The organism is Brevibacillus composti (assembly GCF_016406105.1).
Classification (GTDB): Bacteria; Bacillota; Bacilli; order Brevibacillales; family Brevibacillaceae; genus Brevibacillus; species Brevibacillus composti.
In genome coordinates this window covers 1222298-1242901 of the sequence record NZ_CP066308.1, presented here as the reverse complement: position 1 = coordinate 1242901, position 20604 = coordinate 1222298, and the positions used below count along the sequence as shown (strand labels likewise).

The window sequence follows — 20604 nt, the reverse complement described above, 5'->3', positions numbered from 1 at the left end:
GATAACTTTCTATCTCCGCTCTCCGGGCATTCGCATATGATGGCTGGGAAGAGATCCGAAGGAGAGAATCGCGTGAAAATCTGTTTTTCCTGTCCGCTGGAGTCGTTTAAGCCCAAAGGAAATGTATTGCAATTTTTTATCATGCTGCAGGCGATTGACCGTGAAGTGGAGCGCCTGTCTCCCCGGCAGCAAGAGGATTTTGTCCTGCACTGCGTGCTCCCTTTCCGATACGTCAATGGCATGGGCGGCTTTCACTTTCGGCATGTCCGTTTTTACCAATCCGACGAGCTGAATCGGAAAATCATCCGACTGGACCGGAGCTATAACTATGATTTCATCTTTATTCGCGGTAGGACACAGGCCCGGGAGTTTGTGAAGAAAAAGCCCTCGCTGGGGAAAAAGCTGCTGTTCCTCTCGATTCACTACAATCTGAAGGACCCGATCATCATGCACAAGGTCGATCATCTGTTCAAGAACTGCCGCATGATTTTTTTCCAAACCGTGCCCAACGCCAGACGCTATCGCGATTATCTGGAGCGAAAGACGAGCTACTCTGCGCACGAGCTGGATCGCAAAATCCATGTTCTGCCCCAGTTCGTGGAGAACTTCTCCAGCGATGAGCACTCCTCCATCCAGCCGAATTCGCCGCTCGATCTGATCGTCGCCGGAGTGATTCGGCCCCGCTACGGGCTTAATAAAGCCGTGCGCGCCATTCGCCTGATCCGCAAAGAAACGCCCCAAGCCAAGCTCCATGTGCTGTATCCCTCCATCGTCGGCCGTTACCGCAGACGGGCGCAAGAGTTGCTTCGCTCGCCAGGGGTCGTGGATCACGGACAAAAGTCGATGTGGCAAACCAAACGGATGATCCTAAAAAGCGGGATCGGGCTGGCGCTGATCTACGACAGCACGCCGGATAAAAATCCTTCGCATTCTTATCTTTCCCGCGTACTGGAGTACATGGGGCTGGGCGTGCCCGTGATCACGACGAAAACCGTCGGCAATGTCCACCTGCTGGGAGAGAATTACCCGCTGTTCGTTCGCGACGAGCACGACATCCTGGAATGCTACCGGAAACTCTCCGACCCGGCCTATTACCAGGAGATGTGCCGCTACGTCAGCAGCCGCGGGAAACACTATCTGGCCGAGAATGCGGTGAAGCCGTTTTGGAACCTGCTGCTGAGCGAGTGGCAAGCGATGAACGAACAGAAAAGTAGAGTAGAGAACTGAAACTTTTGGGCGACCATATGGTCGCCTTACTCATTTCAGCTCCCCCTCATCAAACCGTACGTGAGGTTTTCCCTCATACGGCTTTCCGATGCTCTTCTTTCTTTGGCATTCGGTAGTCCTCTCCGGCAAGTTTCACCAATGATCCCCGTGTGGCTTTCATTACCTCCCCGACCCTGGAATGCTTGTTTCGCACATTCCCTTTCTTGTTAACGAATAGCGTCAGCCTTTCTATTACATACCAATCAATTCTGTTTAACCATCTTGCTGCTATAGTTGAAATTGAATAGTAGTTCTTGAATCCCTTAAGCTTTCGATTAAGCCCTTGTACCACCTCATGCAGCGGCCAGTACAACTTGCTGCGCGGTTCGGTGTACATCTTAATTTTCCGTCTCATTTCTTTCATTGCTTTCTTGCTTGGAATATGTGACATGACATATATCCTTTTTCCACCTTTAATGAGAACGGGAAATTTTCGATGATGAAAACCGAGGAAGTCAAAGCCTGCGGTGTTGTCCCAGATATTGATCAATCGAGACTTTTCCTTGCTAAGAGTCAGGTCAAGTTTGCTCATAATGGCCTTTATAACCTGAATGCTTTCCAAGGCATCCTTTTTCGTCTTGCACATGACCACGAAATCATCGGCGTATCGAACTAATTTGCCAAGATGAGAAAATTGTTTCTCCCAGATTGTATCCATGTAGTTGAGGTCAATAGCGTTGCATTAAATTCGAACCCTTCTCTGTTATTCTAAATTGTGCTAAAAATGTTAAATTAAAGACGTCCATTGCAAGAAAAAATCTCCATAATTAGGGTAGCAGGTAGTCCTGTCCAAATCCCTAATCATAGGAGATCACGCATGGACAAGGATACACTACTTTCGTCATTTGGTAAATGGGTTGCACCCTTAAATGCAAAAATAATTTCCGACTGGACCACAGAAACCGGCGAAGACAAGTATGTGAAGAAGCTTACCACTCTAGCGTACCTTCTCATCTTCATGGACGCTCAGCTGAATCAGCGCAAGGCTTTGCGGGACATTGTCACCGAAATTGAGAATAACGAAGCCTTCCAGAAAGAACTCGGCATCACCTCCATCAGTATTTCGCAGCTTTCCAGGAAGAACAACAAGCTGTCGCCGGAACTTTTACAGCAGCTATTTGTCGATCTGGTCGCTCAGGTCACTCGCATTCGCACGCCTGCCGCTGGGCGAGTCGGTACGGTTAAACTGCTGGATTCCACGACCATGAGTCTGTGTCTTAGCAAGTACAAGTGGGCAACGTACCGGAAAACGAAAGCCGGCGTGAAACTCCACTTACGCGTGACCTTCTGTGATCCGGATACGGTCTATCCGGAGAAGGCCGTGCTCACTCCGGCCAAGCCGTCAGATCGCACCCAAATGGATGCGCTCATCGATGAAACCGGCGCTACTTATGTATTTGACCGCGGCTACGTGGACTACGAGAAATACGACCAGTACTGCTGGGATGGAGTCTTCTTCGTTACTCGGTTGAAAGACAATGCTATTGTCGAAGTGATGGATGAATTTCCAACAGCGGAAGGCTCGGTCATGACTCGGGATCGCATGGTGAAGATCGGCAAAGGGGCCAAACAGATGAAGCATGTTCTTCGCCTCATCGAAACCGTCGATTTAAAAGGAAATCCCATCCGAATCATAACGAACCGATTCGATCTGACCGCTGAAGAAATCGGCGACTTGTACCGCAATCGCTGGAAGATTGAAACCTTCTTCCGATGGTTGAAGCAGCATCTGAAGTTGACGCGATTCTACGGTGAAGATGAAAACGCCGTATGGAACCAGATCCTGATTTGCCTGATTAGTTACTGCCTTCTGCTCCTGATGAAACTGGAGCTCTCGACAACTAAGTCGCTGCTTGATCTAAGCCGACTACTAAAATCGAATCTCACCAAGTCGTGGGAAGTTTTTAAAGCGGCTGTATTTCGAAAACCAGCACGCACTTCGAAAGGTCGGCAGAAGGTCGTAAAGAGCTAAGGCAACGCAAAGCAAGAAAAGGTAATCAGCACCTTGAAATCCTATATATTACCAAATGGACAATGACTGCCTTGCATGCATAGCCCCCTTAACTTTTTAGCCTATACGGCGGCAGGTCCGTTTTCAGAAAATTCTATAAACGATAGAAAAGCAATGTTTATGCAACGCTATTGAGTTGAGGTAAATGTTCGCAAGCAGCGGCGAAATTACTCCTCCTTGCGGAGTTCCCCAATCCGTTTCATGGAACTGTACACCTTCCATGACACCTGCTTGCAGCCATTTTCGAATCAGTTTTAGTACTCTGCGGTCCGAAATCCTTTGCTCAACCAGTTTCATCAGCTTCTCCTGATTGATGTTGTCAAAGTACCCCTTGATGTCTACATCAACTACCCAATATGCCTGTTTGCTCGCTTTTCTGATTTGTGCAATCGCCTGGTGGGCATTTCGTTTCGGTCGGAATCCATATGAGCAATCTTTAAAGTCCGCCTCGAAAATTGGCTCAATGACCATTTTGGTTGCCATTTGGACAACTCGATCTCGTATCGTCGGGATGCCAAGCGGTCTTTGCTTCCCATCCGCTTTTGGAATGTACGTGCGTCGAACTGGTGCCGGATGGTACCGTTTTCTCTTTAGGTCGAGGTAGATTTCATTGAGGAATTTACTCTCTCCGTATTCATGTACAATTCTTTCGATTGTCTGTCCGTCCACTCCGCCGCTTCCTTTGTTGGCACGCACTCTGCGCCATGCTTCGGCGAGGATGTCAGGACGATACACCTTGTCATACAGAGCATGAAATCGCCGTTTTGGATTTTCCTTGGCACAAAGATATAGGGTTGTCCAAAGTTGTCGAGCTTTTGCATCGGTGTAGTTAGCAAGTTTACTTGCATTCACTCACTCTTACCTCCTTTCAACCCGTGAACAAAGCAGGGCTCCTTTCCTCCATGGAGTTTTGTTGTCTCCACTTCTCTGGTACTATGAGCCCCTCCGACTCCCTCTCTGCCGTCCACCACTTCCCTTACGGTTATAGGTTTCCGCTTTACACTCCGACGGAGTGTGCAAAGTAGGGTCTCCCCAGTTCCGTTCCTTACTTTCTCAGCATACCGTTCCCCTTACCCCGAGAGGTTCTTGAGTGCTGCGATCCAAGTTCTACACACCTTCCGTGGCCTTCGCCCACTTCCCCCAGGCTCGGCTCCTCCTTGTCCATCTTACAATGGTCTTTCTTAACGAGGCGGCAGGATTCACTTTATGTTACGGTCTGCTGATTTGCTTGCACCCTTTCGGGTTACTTTGTCACAGGGCTTCAACCTTAGGATCACTCCACCAGTTGCCTGTCAGCTACGAGGCGACTTGGCTCTTACCTCGGTTGGACTTTCACCAACTAGCAATTAACGGCTTGCTGGGCACGCGGGCAAAGAAAAAAGCAAAGCTGTCGTAGCCAGCTTTGCTTTTTTGCTTGATCGCCGCCCTGTTGCGCGGTAGCTGATCGCTTCGGCGTTGCACAAAGTTCACTTCAGCATTTTGCCCATGCGGTACGCAGCTTCCTTGATCGGCCCGGAGATCTCCACCATTCTCTCCACTGTCAGGCGATTGGACGGGCCGGAGACCGCGAGAGCCGCCACCAGCTTCCCGTTTCGGTTGAAGATCGGGGCCGACACGGCGGCTGCCCCCAGCTCCCGCTCCTCGACACTGGTGGCATAGCCCTGCTCGCGAATCTGCTCGAGCTGTTCGATGTAGGCAGCCCGGTCGATCGAAGCCGGCCATGACGGATCGTTCAGCACTTCTTCCTTTACTCCGGGGTCGGCATAGGCCACCAGCACCTTGCTCGAGGCCCCGACAGCCAGCGGCATTCGCGCTCCGATGGGGGCCACTCTGCGGATCGCCTGGTTGCTCTGAACAGCCTGAATCCGGATCCGCTCCAATCCGTCCCGCACATACAGGCTGATCGTCTCTCCGACCGCATCCTTGAGACGTTCCATCTCCGGGAGCCAAATCGTCGCCGGGTCATCGGAGTGGCTCATATTGGCGGAGAGCTCCCACAAGCGAAAACCGAGCCGATATTTCTCGGTTTGCGCATTTCGGATCAAAAAGCCCTTGTTCTCCAAAGTGGCGAGTAAGCGGTGCACGGTGCTCTTGTGCAAAGACAGCCTCCCGGCAATTTCGCTCAGACTCAAATCAGCCGAATCCGTAAAGCAAAGCAGGATATCCAATGCTCGCTCTACGGCTCGCACATTCGCTTTCTGTTCTTCCATCTCTCCACCTGCTCACTGTAATGTCACTCTTATGTTTCACCAGACGAAATTGAGTTCTATTTTAAAGTATACGAAAAAAAGCGGGTCCGCGTAAAGAGCATGCACCTAATTTTCCCCCGCGAGGACATCTCCCCATCCCGCTCGCTTCCCAGACACATAGAGTAACAGAGAATGAACAAGGGATGGAGGGATGGCCAGTCGTGACTGGATACAATGAATCCAAGCTGAAAAAGTACGCCGTGCTGCGCAGACATGCCCGCTTGGCCCGCGCGCTTCCGCACACCCGCCGTTTTTCCAAAGAGGCGCTGCGCCAGTTTATGAAAAGCTACCGCAAAGTGATCGCCAAACCCGCAGCAGGCAGCGGCGGGGCCGGCGTCATCCTGATCTCGAATCTGGGCGGGAATCGATACCGGGTGCACCGGGGCTATCGCACACGGGTCGTCCACGGCAAAGCAGGCACCTATCGCTACATCCGCAAGCGGATCAAATCGCAATATTTGGTGCAGCGGGGCATCTCGCTCGCCCGCGTCAGCGGCAGACCGTTTGACATCCGCGTCATGGTGCAGCGGCGCAGCGGCTCCGCGTGGGTCGTGACGGGCATGCTGGCCAAAGTGGCGGGACCGGGCTACATTATCACCAACATCAAGCGGAGCGGCGGGAGGGTGCTGCCTCTGCGGACGGCCATCCTGCGCTCTGGCATTCGCTCCGCCTCTGCCGACCACTTGATCGCCCGCTTGAAAGAGATTGCCATCGCCTCCGCCAAACAACTCACCACCTACTATGCCAATCAAAAGGTGTACGGTCTGGACATGGCGCTGGATTCGTCCGGCCGGGTCTGGATCATCGAAGCGAACCTGCGACCGGATATCAGCCTTTTCCTCAAGCTGAGTGACAAAAGCCAGTATCGACGCATCCGCTCCTATCCCCGCTGATCTCCCGTCCGTTCTGCCCAATGGCCCATTTGGACAAAAATGCCCCGACCGATGATCGCGTCGAGGCATTTTTCCTTACGGGTCTCTTTTCGCTTAAAAATCAATATGATCCGGGTCCGGACCAAAACGCTTATCCTGGTTCAGCGCTTCGATTCGCTCCATCTCTTCGCTCGTCAGCGTAAAATCGAAGATATCTGCATTTTGGCGGATGCGCTCCGGGGTCACCGACTTGGGAATGGTGACGACCCCGTTCTGCAAATCCCAGCGCAGGACGACCTGAGCGGGCGACTTGCCGTATTTCTGGCCGATTTCAGCCAGCACCGGCTGATCCAGATTTCCTTGCATCAGCGGGCTCCACGCTTCCATCTGGATGCCGTTTTCCTTGCAATAGGCGAGCAGTTCCTTCTGCGTCAACAGCGGGTGGTACTCGACCTGATCGACGGCAGGGACGATCTCGCTGTGCTGTTTCAGGTCCTCGAGATGATGCACCTTGAAGTTGCTGACCCCGATCGCACGCACATACCCGTCGCGATAGAGCTTCTCCAGCGCCTTCCAGGTATCCACGTACTTCCCTTTTACCGGCCAGTGCACGAGGTAGAGATCGAGATAGTCCAAACGGAGCTTTTTCACGCTCTCGTCAAACGCCTTCAGCGTCGTCTCATAGCCTTGATCCGTATTCCATACCTTGGTCGTGATGAACAGCTGATCGCGGGCGACACCGCTGTCCCGAATCGCCTGGCCGACCCCTTCCTCATTTCCGTATACCGCGGCTGTATCGATCGCCCGGTAGCCCGTCTCGATAGCCGACAGGATCGCGCGCTGCACTTCATCGCCTTCTTTTACCTTCCAGACGCCCAGCCCCAGCCACGGCATCTTGACGCCATTGTTAAGCACAGTTGTATCTGCCAGATTTGCTGTCATATGACTTCCTCCCGTCCGAGTGGTTTCTGTTCACACGATGGTAGTGTAGCATAACTGCCCCCCCAAAAAAAGGGAACAACTCTCTCCCCGCACCGAAAGGCAAAAAAACGCCGCAAGCCGGGGAATGTCCCCGGCTTGCGGCGGACGGAGATCCGCATCAGGCTGTAGTCTTGAGCAAGCTAGTAGAGGCGTTTCGTATAGGCTTCCTCCAGCGAGCGGGCCATCTCTTCCTCGGTCATGCCGGGCATTTTCACATGGTCAGCCAGCGCTTTGGCCATGGACGGCAGTTCTTCCTTTGCCAACCACTTCTCCGGCGTCCACAAGCCCGAGCGTTTGAACGCCTTGGCGCAGTGAACAAAACACTCCTGCACGCGGACGCCGATCCCGATCGCCGGCACTTTGCCCTGAACCGCCATCTTCTCCAGGATATCCGCATCCCGGATGACAAAAGCCCGTCCGTTAATCCGCAGGGTTTCCTCCAGGCCGGGAATGATGAAGATCAGCCCGATCTGCGGGTTGGTCAGGATATTGCGCATCGAATCCATGCGGCGGTTGCCCGGACGCTCCGGGATCACCAGATGATGCTCGTCGATCACGTGGACAAACCCCGGCGCATCTCCGCGGGGCGACGCGTCACAGTAGCCATCCCTGTCCGCTGTCGCCACGATCAAAAAAGGGGCTTTGGCGATGTATTGCATACAGTGCTCGTCCAGATGCGTAATCACCTTTCTCTTGACGACCTCGCTGGATTCTCCCATCCATTCGCGCAGCTCTGCTTCGGTGGACACGACCTCTCGAAATACATTCTGCTTCTCCTGTGTCATCTGCTCTCCCCGCTTTACTGAATTTTTCATCTATTTTCTCTATCCTAGCACAGATTGGCCGCGATCAGCATCATGGGAGAATCAATCTACGCCATTTTTTATTTTCCTGCGTGCCTGTTCATAAACTGCGAGACCCCGGGAAGAATCCCCGCTCGGGTTGAAAAGCGCGAATCGTCACCAGGAACTTTTTCTTCGCTCCTGTCACATGTGCATCTCTTCGGTATCCAATGCTTGTATGCAACCAGCTCGTCCGTTTTAAAGTCTAGTGAGGCTTGAAATCGCGGCCATAGTGAGAAGAAGCATGTCTCCCTGCTACCTCCGGGCTCCGCCTGCAGGGATGCTGGGACAGTCCGCTCCACTGTCGCTGCGCAGGGAGACATGGGTTTCTTCTCACCGCAGCCCCGGGTCAAAACGGGGTAAGCCCTATATGCTTGTCATAGGCTTCAAATACGGCACGCGTGATGACAGCCGCTGAACGTCCGCCGTACCCGCCCTCTGGTACGATCACGGCCACGGCTAATTTCGGCTTATCTGCAGGTGCATAGGCGATGCTGACGCCATTCGTAATTCTTCGGTGAAATTTCCATTTTGTTTTGGCCTTGCCCGTTTCATCCACTACTTGCTTATAAGGAACGTAGATATCCTGTTCGGAGGTTCCGGTTTTGGCAGCTACCTGATACGGAAGTCCTTCAAAGGCACGAACTGCCGTCCCTCCTGGCTTCGTCACCATCACCATGCCGGCGGTAAGGATGTCCCAGTATTCGTCCGGGTGCGGAAATGTGCTGATGACACTCGGCGCAAAGGAACGGAGCGTCTTTCCATCTGGGCTGATGATGGCTTCCACCATCTGTGGCTTGAGGCGCACCCCTTTATTTGCGATGGTCGCTGCAAACTGAGCCAATTGCATGGCCGTCGCCCTTGCCTGCTGCCCGAAGGAGGCTTGTACCATTGCCGCGAGGGGACCGTATTGCTCACTCATGACCATAAAATCTTCTTTTCCCTTGTTTTCGTAAGGCAAATCCACTTCCGTTTTGATACCGATGCCAAATGCGTGATAATACTTCTGCAAAAGGGATACCGATTCTCTTCCTTTTGTACGGGCCAATTGCTCACCGATTTTGGCCATATAGGTGTTTGAGGATTTTTGCAAAGACTTCTCCGGTGTCAGAATGCCATGAATTTGTCCATTGTCGTTTTTTACTCGATCGGTTCCCTTTCCATATCGATAGACGCCCGGGTCATTCCATCGATCATGCGGGGTGATAATTCCTTCTTGCAAGCCGAGCAGTATCGTGATGGGCTTGAGCACAGATCCGGATGGGACAATCGATCTCGGATGTTTATGGCCTTCCTGTACGGCTTCCTCCCCCGTTAATGGCCTTGTATCATACGGTGCTTCCCGAATCGTTCCATTGGTAACAGACAACTGAATTTGTTCATAGGTTTGCTGATCAGGCCCTTCCATCCATATATTCGGATCGTACTCCGGGTAGCTGACCATCGCCACGATTTTCCCCGTATCGATTTCCATTGCGACGACGTATGCACCCTTTGCATGAGCGGCCTCTGGTATTTTCGCACGCAGCTCTGGAAGAAACTGCCGTATATACTCCCGAACCTCCAGTTGGACACGCTCATCTAAAGTCAGGATCAGATCATTTCCCCTGACAGGGGCCATTCCTTCCAGCTCCCGGATTATCGTTTGATCGGCAGCCACTTCGTACAGCCGGTATCCATTTTCGCCGCGAAGCTCTGTTTCATAAAAAAGCTCAATTCCATCAAAGCCGACAAATTGCGTGGGTAGATAGCGATCCTGTTCTTGTTTGTATCCTTCCATTCCCAAATTTTCCGCGATATGAAAAGGACGGACATATCCGACTGCCTGCACGGCGATCTGTTTGGCATTGTATTTTCTGATGGGCTTTGTTACTACTTCGATTCCTTTCAGCTCTTCACGATGTTCGGCCAATGCAGCGATTTCCAAGGGACCCAGATCCGATTTCAGATCTTTTTCGAGGTATTTCGGCAGCTTGCGCTCCACGCGAATCAACGAGCCATTCACGTAGTCGTATCCAACATCCATTCTCTTCAATATCGTCGCTTTGTCGGTATGGGAGAGAATCGCCTCCAGCCTGTTTGCAATCCAAAGGTAATCCCCTTTTTCCATCGCTTCCTCTTCCCGAAAGACGACGTGAAAAGAAGGAATGCTTTCCGCGATGAGATTCCGGTTGCGATCGTAAATATTCCCCCGCATGGCGGGAACAGCATCTTTTTTTGTGGAGCGCGTAACCAGATCCACTGCGTATTCTTTCCCTTGTTTGATTTGCAATTGGGCTAACCGCAGGATGATGGCTGCAAACAGGAGAAAAACGACGACAAAGATGATCTGCAACCGGGCTACGCGCTTTTTTCGATCTCGATCCAGTATAGTCTCACTCATGTTTTTTCCCCGCTTGATTCAGCACATATGAAAAGATCTTTTTGATCCGCGCGTCGAGGATATGACTCCCACCGCGTCCTCTGACATCCTCCACTATCATCGCGATTAGAAAGTCCGCATGATCGGCATCAAATGCGACGAACCAGCCGTTTTCCTTTCCCAGCTCTCCCTTTTTTTGTTTCAACTCCGCCGTTCCTGTCTTGCCGGCGATCCGCATGCCATTGGTACGGGCTCCCCTGCCGGTTCCCAGCGGGTCTTCCACGACACGCAGCAGGTCTTGGCGAAGCCGCGACGCCACTTCACTCGGCATCACGTCCTCCTTCCAGTAAGCCGGGGTCGACTCGTCTCGAAACAAGCGGGGATAGATCATGCTTCCTTCATTGACAAACGCGCTGTATGCGAGTGAAAGATGCAGCGGTGTCATGGTCACTTCTCCTTGCCCGTAACCTGAGTCCGCCAGCTGAATCTCGTTTGTCATCCCGTCCGTAAACAGCCTGGAAGGTTCCAGCGGATAAGGGATGGGCAGGGCTTCGCCAAAGCCGAACTCTTCCGCTTCCTGTACAAAAAGGTCTTCCCCGATGGCCAGTGCCGCTTGCGCAAAATAGATGTTATCAGAGTAGACGAGAGCCTTTTGAAGATTGACGGGTGCCTGATGGTCACTGACGCGTGTGACGTAGTAATTTCCCCAGGATCCATCCTTTTGCCAGTGCAAGCCTCTCACGTTCATTTCGTCCAGCGGGGAAATGACACCCTGCTTTAAACCGATGGCTGCCGTAATCGGCTTCAATGTAGATCCCGGCGCATAGCCTCGGGTAAAACGGTTGAGCAAGGGCTTTTGCGGGTGCTCGTTGATCCGTTGCCATTCCGCAGCTGACATCCCGGTCACGAAGTCATTCGGATCATACGCCGGAGCGCTGACCAGGGCCAAAATCTCTCCCGTCCGGGGTTGAATGGCGGCGGCAGTGCCCGCGTCCTGCTTGTATTCTTCGTAGATGACACGCTGTAGCTCGGCATCGATGGCAAGGATCAAGTCTTCACCATCTTCTGCATTTTTTTCAGCCAGGACTTTTTTTACCTTTCCCTCTGCGTCCGTTATGGAGATTCGTCCTCCAGGTACTCCCCGTAATTTTTCCTCATAGAGCTGTTCCAAGCCAGTCCTGCCGATCATGTCGGAAGACCGATACCCCTGCAATTTGCGCTTCTCCAACTCTTCTTTCTGTATAACACCCAAATAGCCGATCAGATGGGCAGTTGCCTCTCCATACGGATAATATCTGACCTTTTTCGGCCTCAGCACAATGCCCTGTATATGTTTCAATTGCTCTAAACGGCGATCATCTTCCTGTACGGTGGTTATCCGGATATTGGTGGCGGGGCGTGCCGATTGACTCTGGATAAGTGTCGTCAGCTGGGGAAGAGGCACTTGCAAAAGAAGGCTTACCTGATTTTTCTCCTGTTGCGTGAGTTGCGCCCACTCGTCAGGATTGATGCCGACGTCAATCACCTTTCCGCTGGTTGCAAGCACCCTGCCTGCACGGTCAATAATTTCCCCTCGCTCGGGAGGGATTGTGCTCGCCAATACCTTGTCACCTTCCTGCATGCCCTGGAACAAAAAACTGGGGTCCCAGACGATAAACCAGTCTTTGCGGTTCCCCTGCTTCTCTTTCAGCAAGGTTGCTCTGCCTGTGTAGGTGATCTCCCTGACAAAGGTATTCATGCTGATCCGATAGTGAAAGGAAATCACTCCATCTGCCTCTTGCTTGATGTTTTCCGGAAAGATGGCCTCAACCTTGAGCTCCTTAGCCTCTATACCCTCGTAAATTGTTTGATAGCGCTTGATAAAATGTTCTTTCGTCAATGTGGTTTTGTTTTCCAGTGAGAGCTGTTCGTACATCTCGCCAAATTGTTTCTCCTCCCACTTCCTCACATACTCTGAAAAGACTGCTTTCGCCTGCTCTTCCTCCGACAGCGGCCCGTTCAGCCAATACATTCCCAAGACAGCACCAGAGCCGGAGAGGAGCAAGAACAACAAAACCCAGTAAAACACCCTGATCTTATTCATGATAAAAATTTCCCTCCCCCCGCAAAGGATAGTACAGCCGGCAGCGAAGAGAAATGGATAGACAATCACATATAAATGAAATAACGATGATAAAACGATCATAAGTGGGGGAATTTTCTGTCTATGGAACCATAATAAAAAGAGGCTGTTCTTCAGCCCCTTTTCTACTTTTCCCACATATAGCCATATCGTGGAATAGTTGTCACTCTCTTCCCATGGCGGCCCAATTTTTTACGCAACCGATATACCAGGGCATTGATCTCCGCCCGTCCCACATCAGGGATGTTACGATCCGTTACAGATGACCTCTCCTTCCAAACTGACACCATAATTTCCTCGTAACTAACAGCCTGATTGGCTCGCGAATAGAGAAGGATGAGCAAATCCATATCTTTTCCGGACAGATGGAAGCGGGCATTATCTAGACGAATCTCTCTGCGTTCCAGATGAATAACCAAATCCGTATCCGTTTGCTGATCTGCACAAGCTGCCAGTGGAATCGTGAACTCCTTTGTCGCTTCCAATTCATCCGCTTGCGAAAAGAAAACCAGTTCTGCCACTCCCTTAGCTAATCGAATGCGATCTCCGTTGCGCAGGATTCGCGGATCATCACTTACCGCCTCGTCGTTTACCTCCGTACCGTGCTTGCTGTGCAGGTCGGAAATGACAAAATGCTTGTCCTGTTTCCAAATCTCTGCATGCTTGCGCGAAACGTACGGGTTGGAAAACGCGATGTCAGGCTCGTACCGATTGCCCCTTCGTCCGATCGTATACGTATTTTGGGTGAGGAATATTCGTCTTTGAAACTGTTCAGGGTCTCCTTTTTGGATCAAAAGATAGACGCTGTCTTCCAACCTGCATCACCTCATACGAATGGAAAGTTCCCTCCTTTATTTAGATAAGAAAATTATGGAAAGTCAATACCTTGAAAAAATTTCATTGCATCCTCTTTGCAGAACTGTTATACCTATTCGTGTAAAATGATTACAGTTTAGAGAGGAATTGTTTACCAATATGAACCTTCGAAAGCTGACGCTGTCTCTTGCCATCTGTCTTGTTTCGTTGAGCGGAGGGCAGCAATCCGCCGCTGCCGCAACTACGCAAACCACCATTCTTCTCGACGGCTATCCGCTCCCCTTCCCGACACCGCCGACGACGATCAACGGCACGACGATGGTTCCCTTCCGCGCTATATCCGAAGCAATGGGCATCCGCGTGCAATGGGAAGCACAAACACAATCCATTACCGCAATCCAGTCCACAGACCAAGGGGAAAAAACAGTCCTGATGCAGCTGAACAATCCGCTGGTCACAGTAGATGGACAAACCGTAACGCTCCCGGTAGCGCCGTATGAGACAAATGGAAGCACGCTCATCCCGCTGCGTTTCTTCAGTGAGCAGTTCGGGGCGCAAGTAGACTGGAATCAGGATACCAGAACCGTCTCCATCGCATCGCCGGTACGCGACATGTACGGCATGGCCTTTTACGCCATCTCTTCTTTTTCCCAACGAGAGTTGATGCCAGCCTTTGATTCGGTCGCATTTGGCTGGAGCCGCATTGACCAGGGGGGCAATCTCACACTGACGGGCAAGGATTTTTACTGGCCGAAGCCTGCCGGCGAGGTCACGCCCGAATCGATCATCAGCGATGTCAAGCTGAACGGCTCCGCTCCTTACCTGATGGTGTTTGCCGGGGATGCAAACGGCGAGCTGACCCTGCTGCTTGAAAACGAAGGCTTGCAAGAAAAGGCGATTGCACAAATGCTCAGCATCGTTCAGGAAAAGGGCCTGACCGGCATCGCGCTCGATTTTGAGGGCTTGGGCCTGAACGGCGACGTCACCGGTGTCAAAGAAAAATTCAATCAATTCGTTCAGCAGCTCGCGGGTGAAACCAAACAGCGGGGGATTCCGCTCACGCTGATTCTTCACCCGCTTAACGGAGCCTACAAAGGCTATGATTATGCCACACTCGGCAATCTGGCAGACGACATCGTCATCATGGCCTACGCTTATGAGGATGAGAAAAATCCAGAGCCGATGAACAGAGTCGACGAAGCCATCCGCCTGGCTTTGGCCCATGTTCCCAAGGAAAAACTGATCCTCGGGATCTCCATGGGCAGCGAAAACGAACAGTCCGTAACCCAGAAGCTCGGCCTGGCCAAGCGCTATAACCTTAAGGGCTATGCCTTGTGGAGACTGGGTCTGATCAAACAGGCAGCGATGCAAAAGATCAATGAGAGTGTGAAATAGAGCGAGGCACCAGGGGAGCGATTCGATCTATACGGTTGGTCCAGATGCCGCCCGAATACGAAGCAGGCAGTCTATCCAGATCCTCGGGTGCATCAAAGCCGCTGGAGAAGTCGCTCCCGTCTCCCCCTACGACGATCACTCGTGTATCCGCCTGCTCCATTCGTTGTACGAAGTGATGGGGCCAGCCCCAGAGCCACGGCCCTATCTTTTCCGGTATATGCAGCTGTGTATGCGCGCATGCGGAGGGAACATAGCCTGTCCACCCGACAGCGATGTAAGGAAGCAAGCAGCTCTTCATGCTGGCTTTCGACATCACCCGGAGTGCGGGCATCCGCTCCTGCAGCGTCCGGATCGGCTCATCGCCGCCATATACAGTCAGCCGTGAGATCTGATTCGCCGGAATCGCCGACAAAAACGCGGCCAATTCTTCTCCCTCGCGCGGATCGTTGCTTTTGATGTGAATCAAGAAGTCCTTGTCGGGAAAGCGGCTGAGCACCTCATCGAGCGACGGCATCATCCCCTTGCCTTTTCCCCGGAACGGGTAGCTTTTCCCTTGATCGGCTGTATAGCCATACCCGACATCCAATCGCTTCAACTCTTCCCAGGTATGCTCTCTGGTTACGCCCTTTCCATCTGTCCGGCAATCGAGCGTCCAATCGTGAAACACTGCAAATTTGCCGTCTTTCGTCGGTTGTATGTCAAACTCCACGACATCGGCTCCGGCCTCAAATGCAGCCAGCATCGAAGGTATCGTGTTTTCGAGGTAGGGGTGCTCCGGTTCGTAAATCCGCTCGGCTGTGCACGTCTCGCCCGTAATTCCTTCCATGCCGTAGGTTTGCGCCAAGCCCCGATGCGCCAGCAGCCAGGGAGCTTTCGCCTCCCCTTTTATAAAAAGATGGCTGTTATTCACATAGATAAACGTGATCAGAAGCAAAAAAAGCAAGGAAAACAGCCTTTTCTTCCCTATTTTTCTCCGCTTGCCCATGACGCCCTCCTTTTGTGTATGGATTCGCTTTTTACAGGATACCATTCTCTCCTCCCGTCCGCGAGCCGAGTAGATGGAACGGCTTACCCTCCTACCGCGGGGCCATTGTCCGGAAACAAAAACGAGGCTGACTCCCCTTTGGTGGGCAGCCAGCCTGTCATCAGCTATTATTCGCTTCTCATGGCAGAAGAAGATAAGCAATCGGTGTGACAAAAATCAGCGTGAGGATGGTCCGTTCCAGCCAGATGACAATCAATTGCGGGATGCTGATCGGAATCTCAGTGGACAGGATGCAGGGAATCGTCGCCGAGAAGAACAGGATGGACGAAACCGACACCACGGCGATGACAAACTTGGTGACCAGCGGGGCTCCCGTGACGATCAGCGCGGGCAAAAACATCTCCGCAATCTCGATGGCCGACGCCTTTGCAGCCAAAAACGGTTCCGGAATTTGCAGCAGCCAGGTAAACGGGTAGAACAGATAGGCCAGCCAGTCAAAGACAGGCGTGTACTCAGCCAGGACCATTCCGATCAAGCCGACGGACATGATCGAAGGCAGGATACTCATGGTCATGATAAAGCCGTCCCGCAGGTTTTCCCAGATGTTCCTGCCGATGGACAGGGAGGTGGCCGAAGCCTTCATCGCGTCCGCCCAGGCGTGCTGCAGGCGGCGGCCCGTAATCACCTTTTCCGGGTCTCCTTTGCCGTCGTAGTACTCGTCGCTCATCTTGCTGAGCGGCCAGATGCGCACAGTCACCGCCGTGACCAAAAAGGTAACGACCAGGGTGACCCAGAAGTACAGATTCCAGTACGCCATCAGATCGAGCGTTTTGGCCACAACGATCATAAAGGTGGCCGAAACGGTAGAAAAGCCGGTGGCGATAATGGCCGCTTCCTTCACCGTGTATTTGCCTTCCTTGAACACGCGGTTGGTGATCAACAGTCCGATGGAATAGCTGCCGACAAAGGAGGCGACCGCATCGACCGCGGAGCGGCCTGGCGTCTTCCAGACAGGACGCATGATCGGCTGCACCATCACGCCGATGAACTCCAGCAGCCCGTAGCCGACCAGAAGCGCGAGGAAAATGGAGCCGATCGGCACGACCAAACCGACCGGGATGACCAGCTTTTCAAACAGGTACGGTCCCATATCCTTGTCCATCAGCCAGGCTGGCCCTGCCTGAAACAGGATCAAGGCAGCTACGACGGCCCCCAGCACTTTTAACAGGGAGAAGACGATGCTGACGCGGTCTTTGTTCCAGGTGCGGGCTGCGAAGGGATAGATCGCCCCGAGCAGGATCACCAGAAAGGCGTAGAACGGGACGGCAGCGGGAACGGTTCCGCGCAGCCAGGTCACGATGTGGTCGAGCGGTATTGAGGATTTCCCGTCTACCGACAAGGGAATGAAAAACATAAAAATGCCGATCAGACTAAAGACAATGAACTTCCAGGCATGGACGGATGATGTGGGGAACGTTGGCGGCCGAGATTCGAGCGCAAGTTCTTTTTGGGGTTGCTGTTCCATAAGACTCCTCCTATCGACATAATGGTGACCAACTATTCTGACTTCTCCACTGCCTATCCGACTATTCTCTCTAATCCCCGTGAGGGGCGAAAGAGAGCGCATCTGTCACGCTCTCTCCCGTATTTATTGAAGTTGGCCGTGCTTTACTACGACTTGCCCCTTTTTCAGCACGGTATGCACATGGTTGACACCGTAGCGATACTGCAGCGTCATGTAATCCGGCACGTCGAAGATCGTCACGTCTGCCTGTTTGCCCTGCTCCAGGCTGCCGATCTGGCCGCCTCGCCCGATGGCGTGTGCGGCGTTGATCGTCGCCGCAGTCAATACCTCGGCAGGGGTCATGCCCATCTTCAGGCAGCCCAGGTTCATGATCAGCGGCATGGAAACCGTCGGGGAAGAACCGGGATTGCAGTCTGTCGAGATCGCGACCGCCATCCCCGCATCAATCATCTTGCGTCCATTGGCCGACTCGGCCATCAGGAAAAAGGCGGTTCCCGGAAGCAGGACGCCGATCACGCCCGCCTCGGCCATCATCTGGATGCCCTTGTCTGAGGCGCGCAGGAGGTGATCAGCCGATACCGCACCGATCGCCGCGGCCAGCTCTGCCCCCTCATACGGTTCGATCTCGTCTGCGTGAATCTTGGCTTTGAGGCCAAGCGCCACGCCTGCTTCGAGGATGCGGCGGGACTGCTCCGGCGTAAAGACGCCACGCTCGCAAAACACGTCGTTGTATTCGGCGAGGCCGCGCCGGGCTACTTCCGGCAGCATCTCGCGGATCACCAGCTCGATAAAAGCCTCCGGATCATGCTTGTACTCGCGCGGGACCGCGTGGGCGCCCATAAACGTGCTGACGATGTCCACAGCATGCTGCTCATGGAGCTGCCTCGCCACCTCCAGCTGCTTGATCTCATCTTCCAGCGTCAATCCGTAGCCGCTTTTCGCTTCGACCGTGGTCACGCCATGGAGCAGGAAGAGATCGAGTCGTTTTTTGCTCTCTTCGTACAGCGTCTGGTGATCAGCCGCACGGGTGGCTGCGGTCGTCGCGTGGATGCCGCCCCCGTTATTCATGATCTCCATGTACGTCGCGCCATTCAATCGCATATTGAATTCGTTCTGGCGGGTTCCGGCATGGACCAGATGAGTGTGGGGATCGACCAGGCCCGGCGTGACCAGCTTGCCGGAGGCGTCGATGATCTCCGCCTCCTCCGCTCGCCCGCCGACGGCCGCCGCCAGCTCCTCATCCGTGCCGACCATTTCGATGCGGCCGTTTTCCAGCCAGAGGCTGCCGTTTTCGATAATCCCCAGTTCGTTCATGCGCTTGCCGGTTACCGGCGCCGCGGATCCGCCCGCCAGCGTCACGAGCTGACTGGCCCGGCGAATCCATACGGGTTTGTTCGTCATGCCGCATTCTCCTCCTTACAGCATTGGGATATGAACGCCTTTTTCCTTGGCCGTCTTCACAGCCAGCTCATAGCCGGCATCTACATGGCGGACGATGCCCATGCCCGGGTCTGTGGTGAGGACGCGTTCCAAGCGTTTTTCCGCTTCCGGAGTGCCGTCAGCGACGATGACCATGCCCGCGTGCAGGGAGTAGCCCATACCGACGCCGCCGCCGTGGTGGACAGATACCCAGCTGGCACCGCCAACGGCATTGATCAAAGCGTTCAGGATCGGCCAGTCCGCTACCGCGTCGCTGCCGTCTTTCATCGCTTCGGTCTCGCGGTTTGGCGAAGCCACAGAGCCGGAGTCGAGGTGATCGCGTCCGATGACGATCGGCGCGCTCAGTTCGCCGCGAGCCACCATGTCGTTGATGATCTTGCCAAAGCGAGCCCGCTCGCCGTACCCCAGCCAGCAGATGCGCGCCGGCAGCCCTTGGAAGGAGACGCGCTCTCTCGCCATGCGAATCCAGTTGCAGAGATGCGTATTGTAGGCGAATTCACGCAGGATCACTTCGTCTGTCTTGTAGATGTCCTCCGGATCGCCCGACAGCGCTGCCCAGCGGAAAGGACCTTTTCCCTCGCAGAATTGCGGACGGATATAGGCCGGAACGAATCCCGGGAAGCGGAACGCATCTTCCACGCCTTCGTTTTTCGCCACCTGGCGGATGTTGTTGCCGTAGTCAAACGTGATGGCTCCCCGCTCCTGCAGCTTCAGCATGGCGCGGACGTGATCAGCGATGCTGGCTTTCGATTGGGCCACATAGGCTTCCGGGTCTGCCTTGCGAAGCGCGGCGGCTTCTTCCAGCGTCATGCCTACCGGGATATAGCCGTTCAGCGGATCGTGGGACGAGGTCTGGTCCGTCAGTACATCCGGGGTAAAGCCTCGCTCCAGCATCTCGTTCAATACATCGACCGCATTGCCCAGAAGACCGATGGAGAGGTCTTTCTTCGCCGCTTTTGCCTCTTCTGCCAGTTTCAGCGCTTCATCCAGACTCTCCGTCATCACGTCGAGATAGCGGGTATCCAGACGGCGCTGAATCCGGGTGCGGTCGATCTCGATATTGATGCTGACGCCGCCGTTGAGGGAAACTGCGAGCGGCTGTGCGCCACCCATGCCGCCCAGACCGGCAGTGACCGTGATCGTACCGGCCAGCGTGCCGCCAAAATGCTGGCGGGCGCACTCGGCGAATGTCTCATACGTCCCCTGCACAATGCCCTGGCTGCCGATGTAGATCCAGCTGCCGGCGGTCATTTGCCCGTACATCATCAGGCCCTTTTTGTCCAGTTCGTGGAAATGCTCCCAGGTCGCCCAGTTTGGCACCAGATTGGAGTTGGCCAAAAGCACGCGAGGCGCATCGGTATGCGTTTTAAACACAGCAACCGGCTTCCCGGATTGAACCAGCAGCGTTTCGTCGCTCTCCAAGTTTTGCAATGTTTTGACAATGGCCTCGAAACAATCCCAGTTGCGCGCCGCTTTCCCGATCCCGCCGTAGACGACCAGGTCTTCGGGACGTTCGGCCACATCTTCGTTCAAGTTGTTGAGCAGCATCCGCAGGGCCGCCTCTTGGACCCAGCCTTTCGTGTGAAGCGTGGTGCCGGAAAATTGCTTGATCAGATCTTGAATTTTCTGTGTGTTTGTCATAATCCCACCTGCTTTCTCCCAAATCATCTTTCTGTATTTAGTATAGAAGAGGCGAATCGGGGAAAAACAGGCATGCGGCTTTCGATTTCCTGCCGGT

The 20604-nt window shown here is 53.5% G+C and carries 16 protein-coding genes; 4 read left to right on the top strand and 12 right to left on the bottom strand.

What is annotated here, in order from left to right; translation table 11 throughout:
- Positions 1-72: 72 nt before the first annotated feature.
- Complete coding sequence (locus JD108_RS06390) at positions 73-1227, top strand: glycosyltransferase family 4 protein (protein WP_198829055.1); 1155 nt, start codon at positions 73-75, stop codon at positions 1225-1227.
- Between the two features lie 73 nt (positions 1228-1300).
- On the opposite strand, the gene JD108_RS06385 is transcribed toward JD108_RS06390, so the two are convergent.
- Positions 1301-1924, bottom strand: coding sequence for a reverse transcriptase domain-containing protein (locus JD108_RS06385; protein ID WP_198829054.1), 624 nt, complete (start codon positions 1922-1924; stop codon positions 1301-1303).
- A 159-nt stretch (positions 1925-2083) separates the two neighbouring features.
- Here JD108_RS06385 and JD108_RS06380 point away from each other — a divergent pair, with 159 nt between their 5' ends.
- A complete protein-coding gene (locus tag JD108_RS06380; protein WP_198826839.1) occupies positions 2084-3238 on the top strand; it encodes an IS4 family transposase in 1155 nt (384 codons plus the stop codon).
- A gap of 123 nt (positions 3239-3361) precedes the next feature.
- On the opposite strand, the gene ltrA is transcribed toward JD108_RS06380, so the two are convergent.
- Positions 3362-4129, bottom strand: a complete 768-nt coding sequence (gene ltrA, locus JD108_RS06375; RefSeq protein ID WP_198829053.1) for a group II intron reverse transcriptase/maturase — start codon at positions 4127-4129, stop codon at positions 3362-3364.
- A 614-nt stretch (positions 4130-4743) separates the two neighbouring features.
- The gene (locus JD108_RS06370) at positions 4744-5487 is read right to left on the bottom strand and encodes an IclR family transcriptional regulator (RefSeq protein ID WP_198829052.1); all 744 of its coding nucleotides are present in this window, start codon (positions 5485-5487) and stop codon (positions 4744-4746) included.
- Between the two features lie 200 nt (positions 5488-5687).
- On the opposite strand from JD108_RS06370, the gene JD108_RS06365 reads away from it, so the two are divergent.
- Positions 5688-6419: a YheC/YheD family protein gene (locus JD108_RS06365; protein WP_198829051.1), complete on the top strand. Its 732-nt coding sequence runs from the start codon at positions 5688-5690 to the stop codon at positions 6417-6419.
- 93 nt (positions 6420-6512) lie between these two features.
- Here the strand turns inward: JD108_RS06365 and JD108_RS06360 are convergent, their stop codons facing one another.
- From JD108_RS06360 to JD108_RS06340, 5 genes are all read right to left on the bottom strand, one after another.
- Complete coding sequence (locus JD108_RS06360) at positions 6513-7340, bottom strand: aldo/keto reductase (protein ID WP_198829050.1); 828 nt, start codon at positions 7338-7340, stop codon at positions 6513-6515.
- Between the two features lie 179 nt (positions 7341-7519).
- Positions 7520-8164, bottom strand: coding sequence for a pyridoxamine 5'-phosphate oxidase family protein (locus JD108_RS06355; RefSeq protein WP_198830011.1), 645 nt, complete (start codon positions 8162-8164; stop codon positions 7520-7522).
- A gap of 406 nt (positions 8165-8570) precedes the next feature.
- Positions 8571-10604, bottom strand: a complete 2034-nt coding sequence (locus JD108_RS06350) for a peptidoglycan D,D-transpeptidase FtsI family protein (protein WP_228728328.1) — start codon at positions 10602-10604, stop codon at positions 8571-8573.
- Positions 10597-12666, bottom strand: coding sequence for a penicillin-binding transpeptidase domain-containing protein (locus JD108_RS06345; RefSeq protein WP_198829049.1), 2070 nt, complete (start codon positions 12664-12666; stop codon positions 10597-10599). Before JD108_RS06345 ends, JD108_RS06350 begins: the two co-directional genes overlap by 8 nt.
- A 164-nt stretch (positions 12667-12830) precedes the next feature.
- The gene (locus JD108_RS06340) at positions 12831-13520 is read right to left on the bottom strand and encodes an FHA domain-containing protein (RefSeq protein ID WP_198829048.1); all 690 of its coding nucleotides are present in this window, start codon (positions 13518-13520) and stop codon (positions 12831-12833) included.
- A 160-nt stretch (positions 13521-13680) separates the two neighbouring features.
- On the opposite strand from JD108_RS06340, the gene JD108_RS06335 reads away from it, so the two are divergent.
- Complete coding sequence (locus JD108_RS06335) at positions 13681-14916, top strand: stalk domain-containing protein (protein WP_198829047.1); 1236 nt, start codon at positions 13681-13683, stop codon at positions 14914-14916.
- Here the strand turns inward: JD108_RS06335 and JD108_RS06330 are convergent.
- The 4 genes from JD108_RS06330 to hutU all read right to left on the bottom strand — a co-directional run bounded on the left by JD108_RS06330 (position 14897) and on the right by hutU (position 20507).
- A complete protein-coding gene (locus JD108_RS06330) occupies positions 14897-15901 on the bottom strand; it encodes a glycerophosphodiester phosphodiesterase family protein (RefSeq protein ID WP_198829046.1) in 1005 nt (334 codons plus the stop codon). The genes JD108_RS06335 and JD108_RS06330 overlap by 20 nt on opposite strands.
- A 178-nt stretch (positions 15902-16079) precedes the next feature.
- Positions 16080-17426, bottom strand: coding sequence for a YjiH family protein (locus tag JD108_RS06325; RefSeq protein ID WP_198829045.1), 1347 nt, complete (start codon positions 17424-17426; stop codon positions 16080-16082).
- Between the two features lie 123 nt (positions 17427-17549).
- Complete coding sequence (gene hutI, locus JD108_RS06320) at positions 17550-18827, bottom strand: imidazolonepropionase (protein WP_198829044.1); 1278 nt, start codon at positions 18825-18827, stop codon at positions 17550-17552.
- Between the two features lie 15 nt (positions 18828-18842).
- Positions 18843-20507: a urocanate hydratase gene (hutU, locus tag JD108_RS06315; protein WP_198829043.1), complete on the bottom strand. Its 1665-nt coding sequence runs from the start codon at positions 20505-20507 to the stop codon at positions 18843-18845.
- Positions 20508-20604 lie beyond the last annotated feature (97 nt).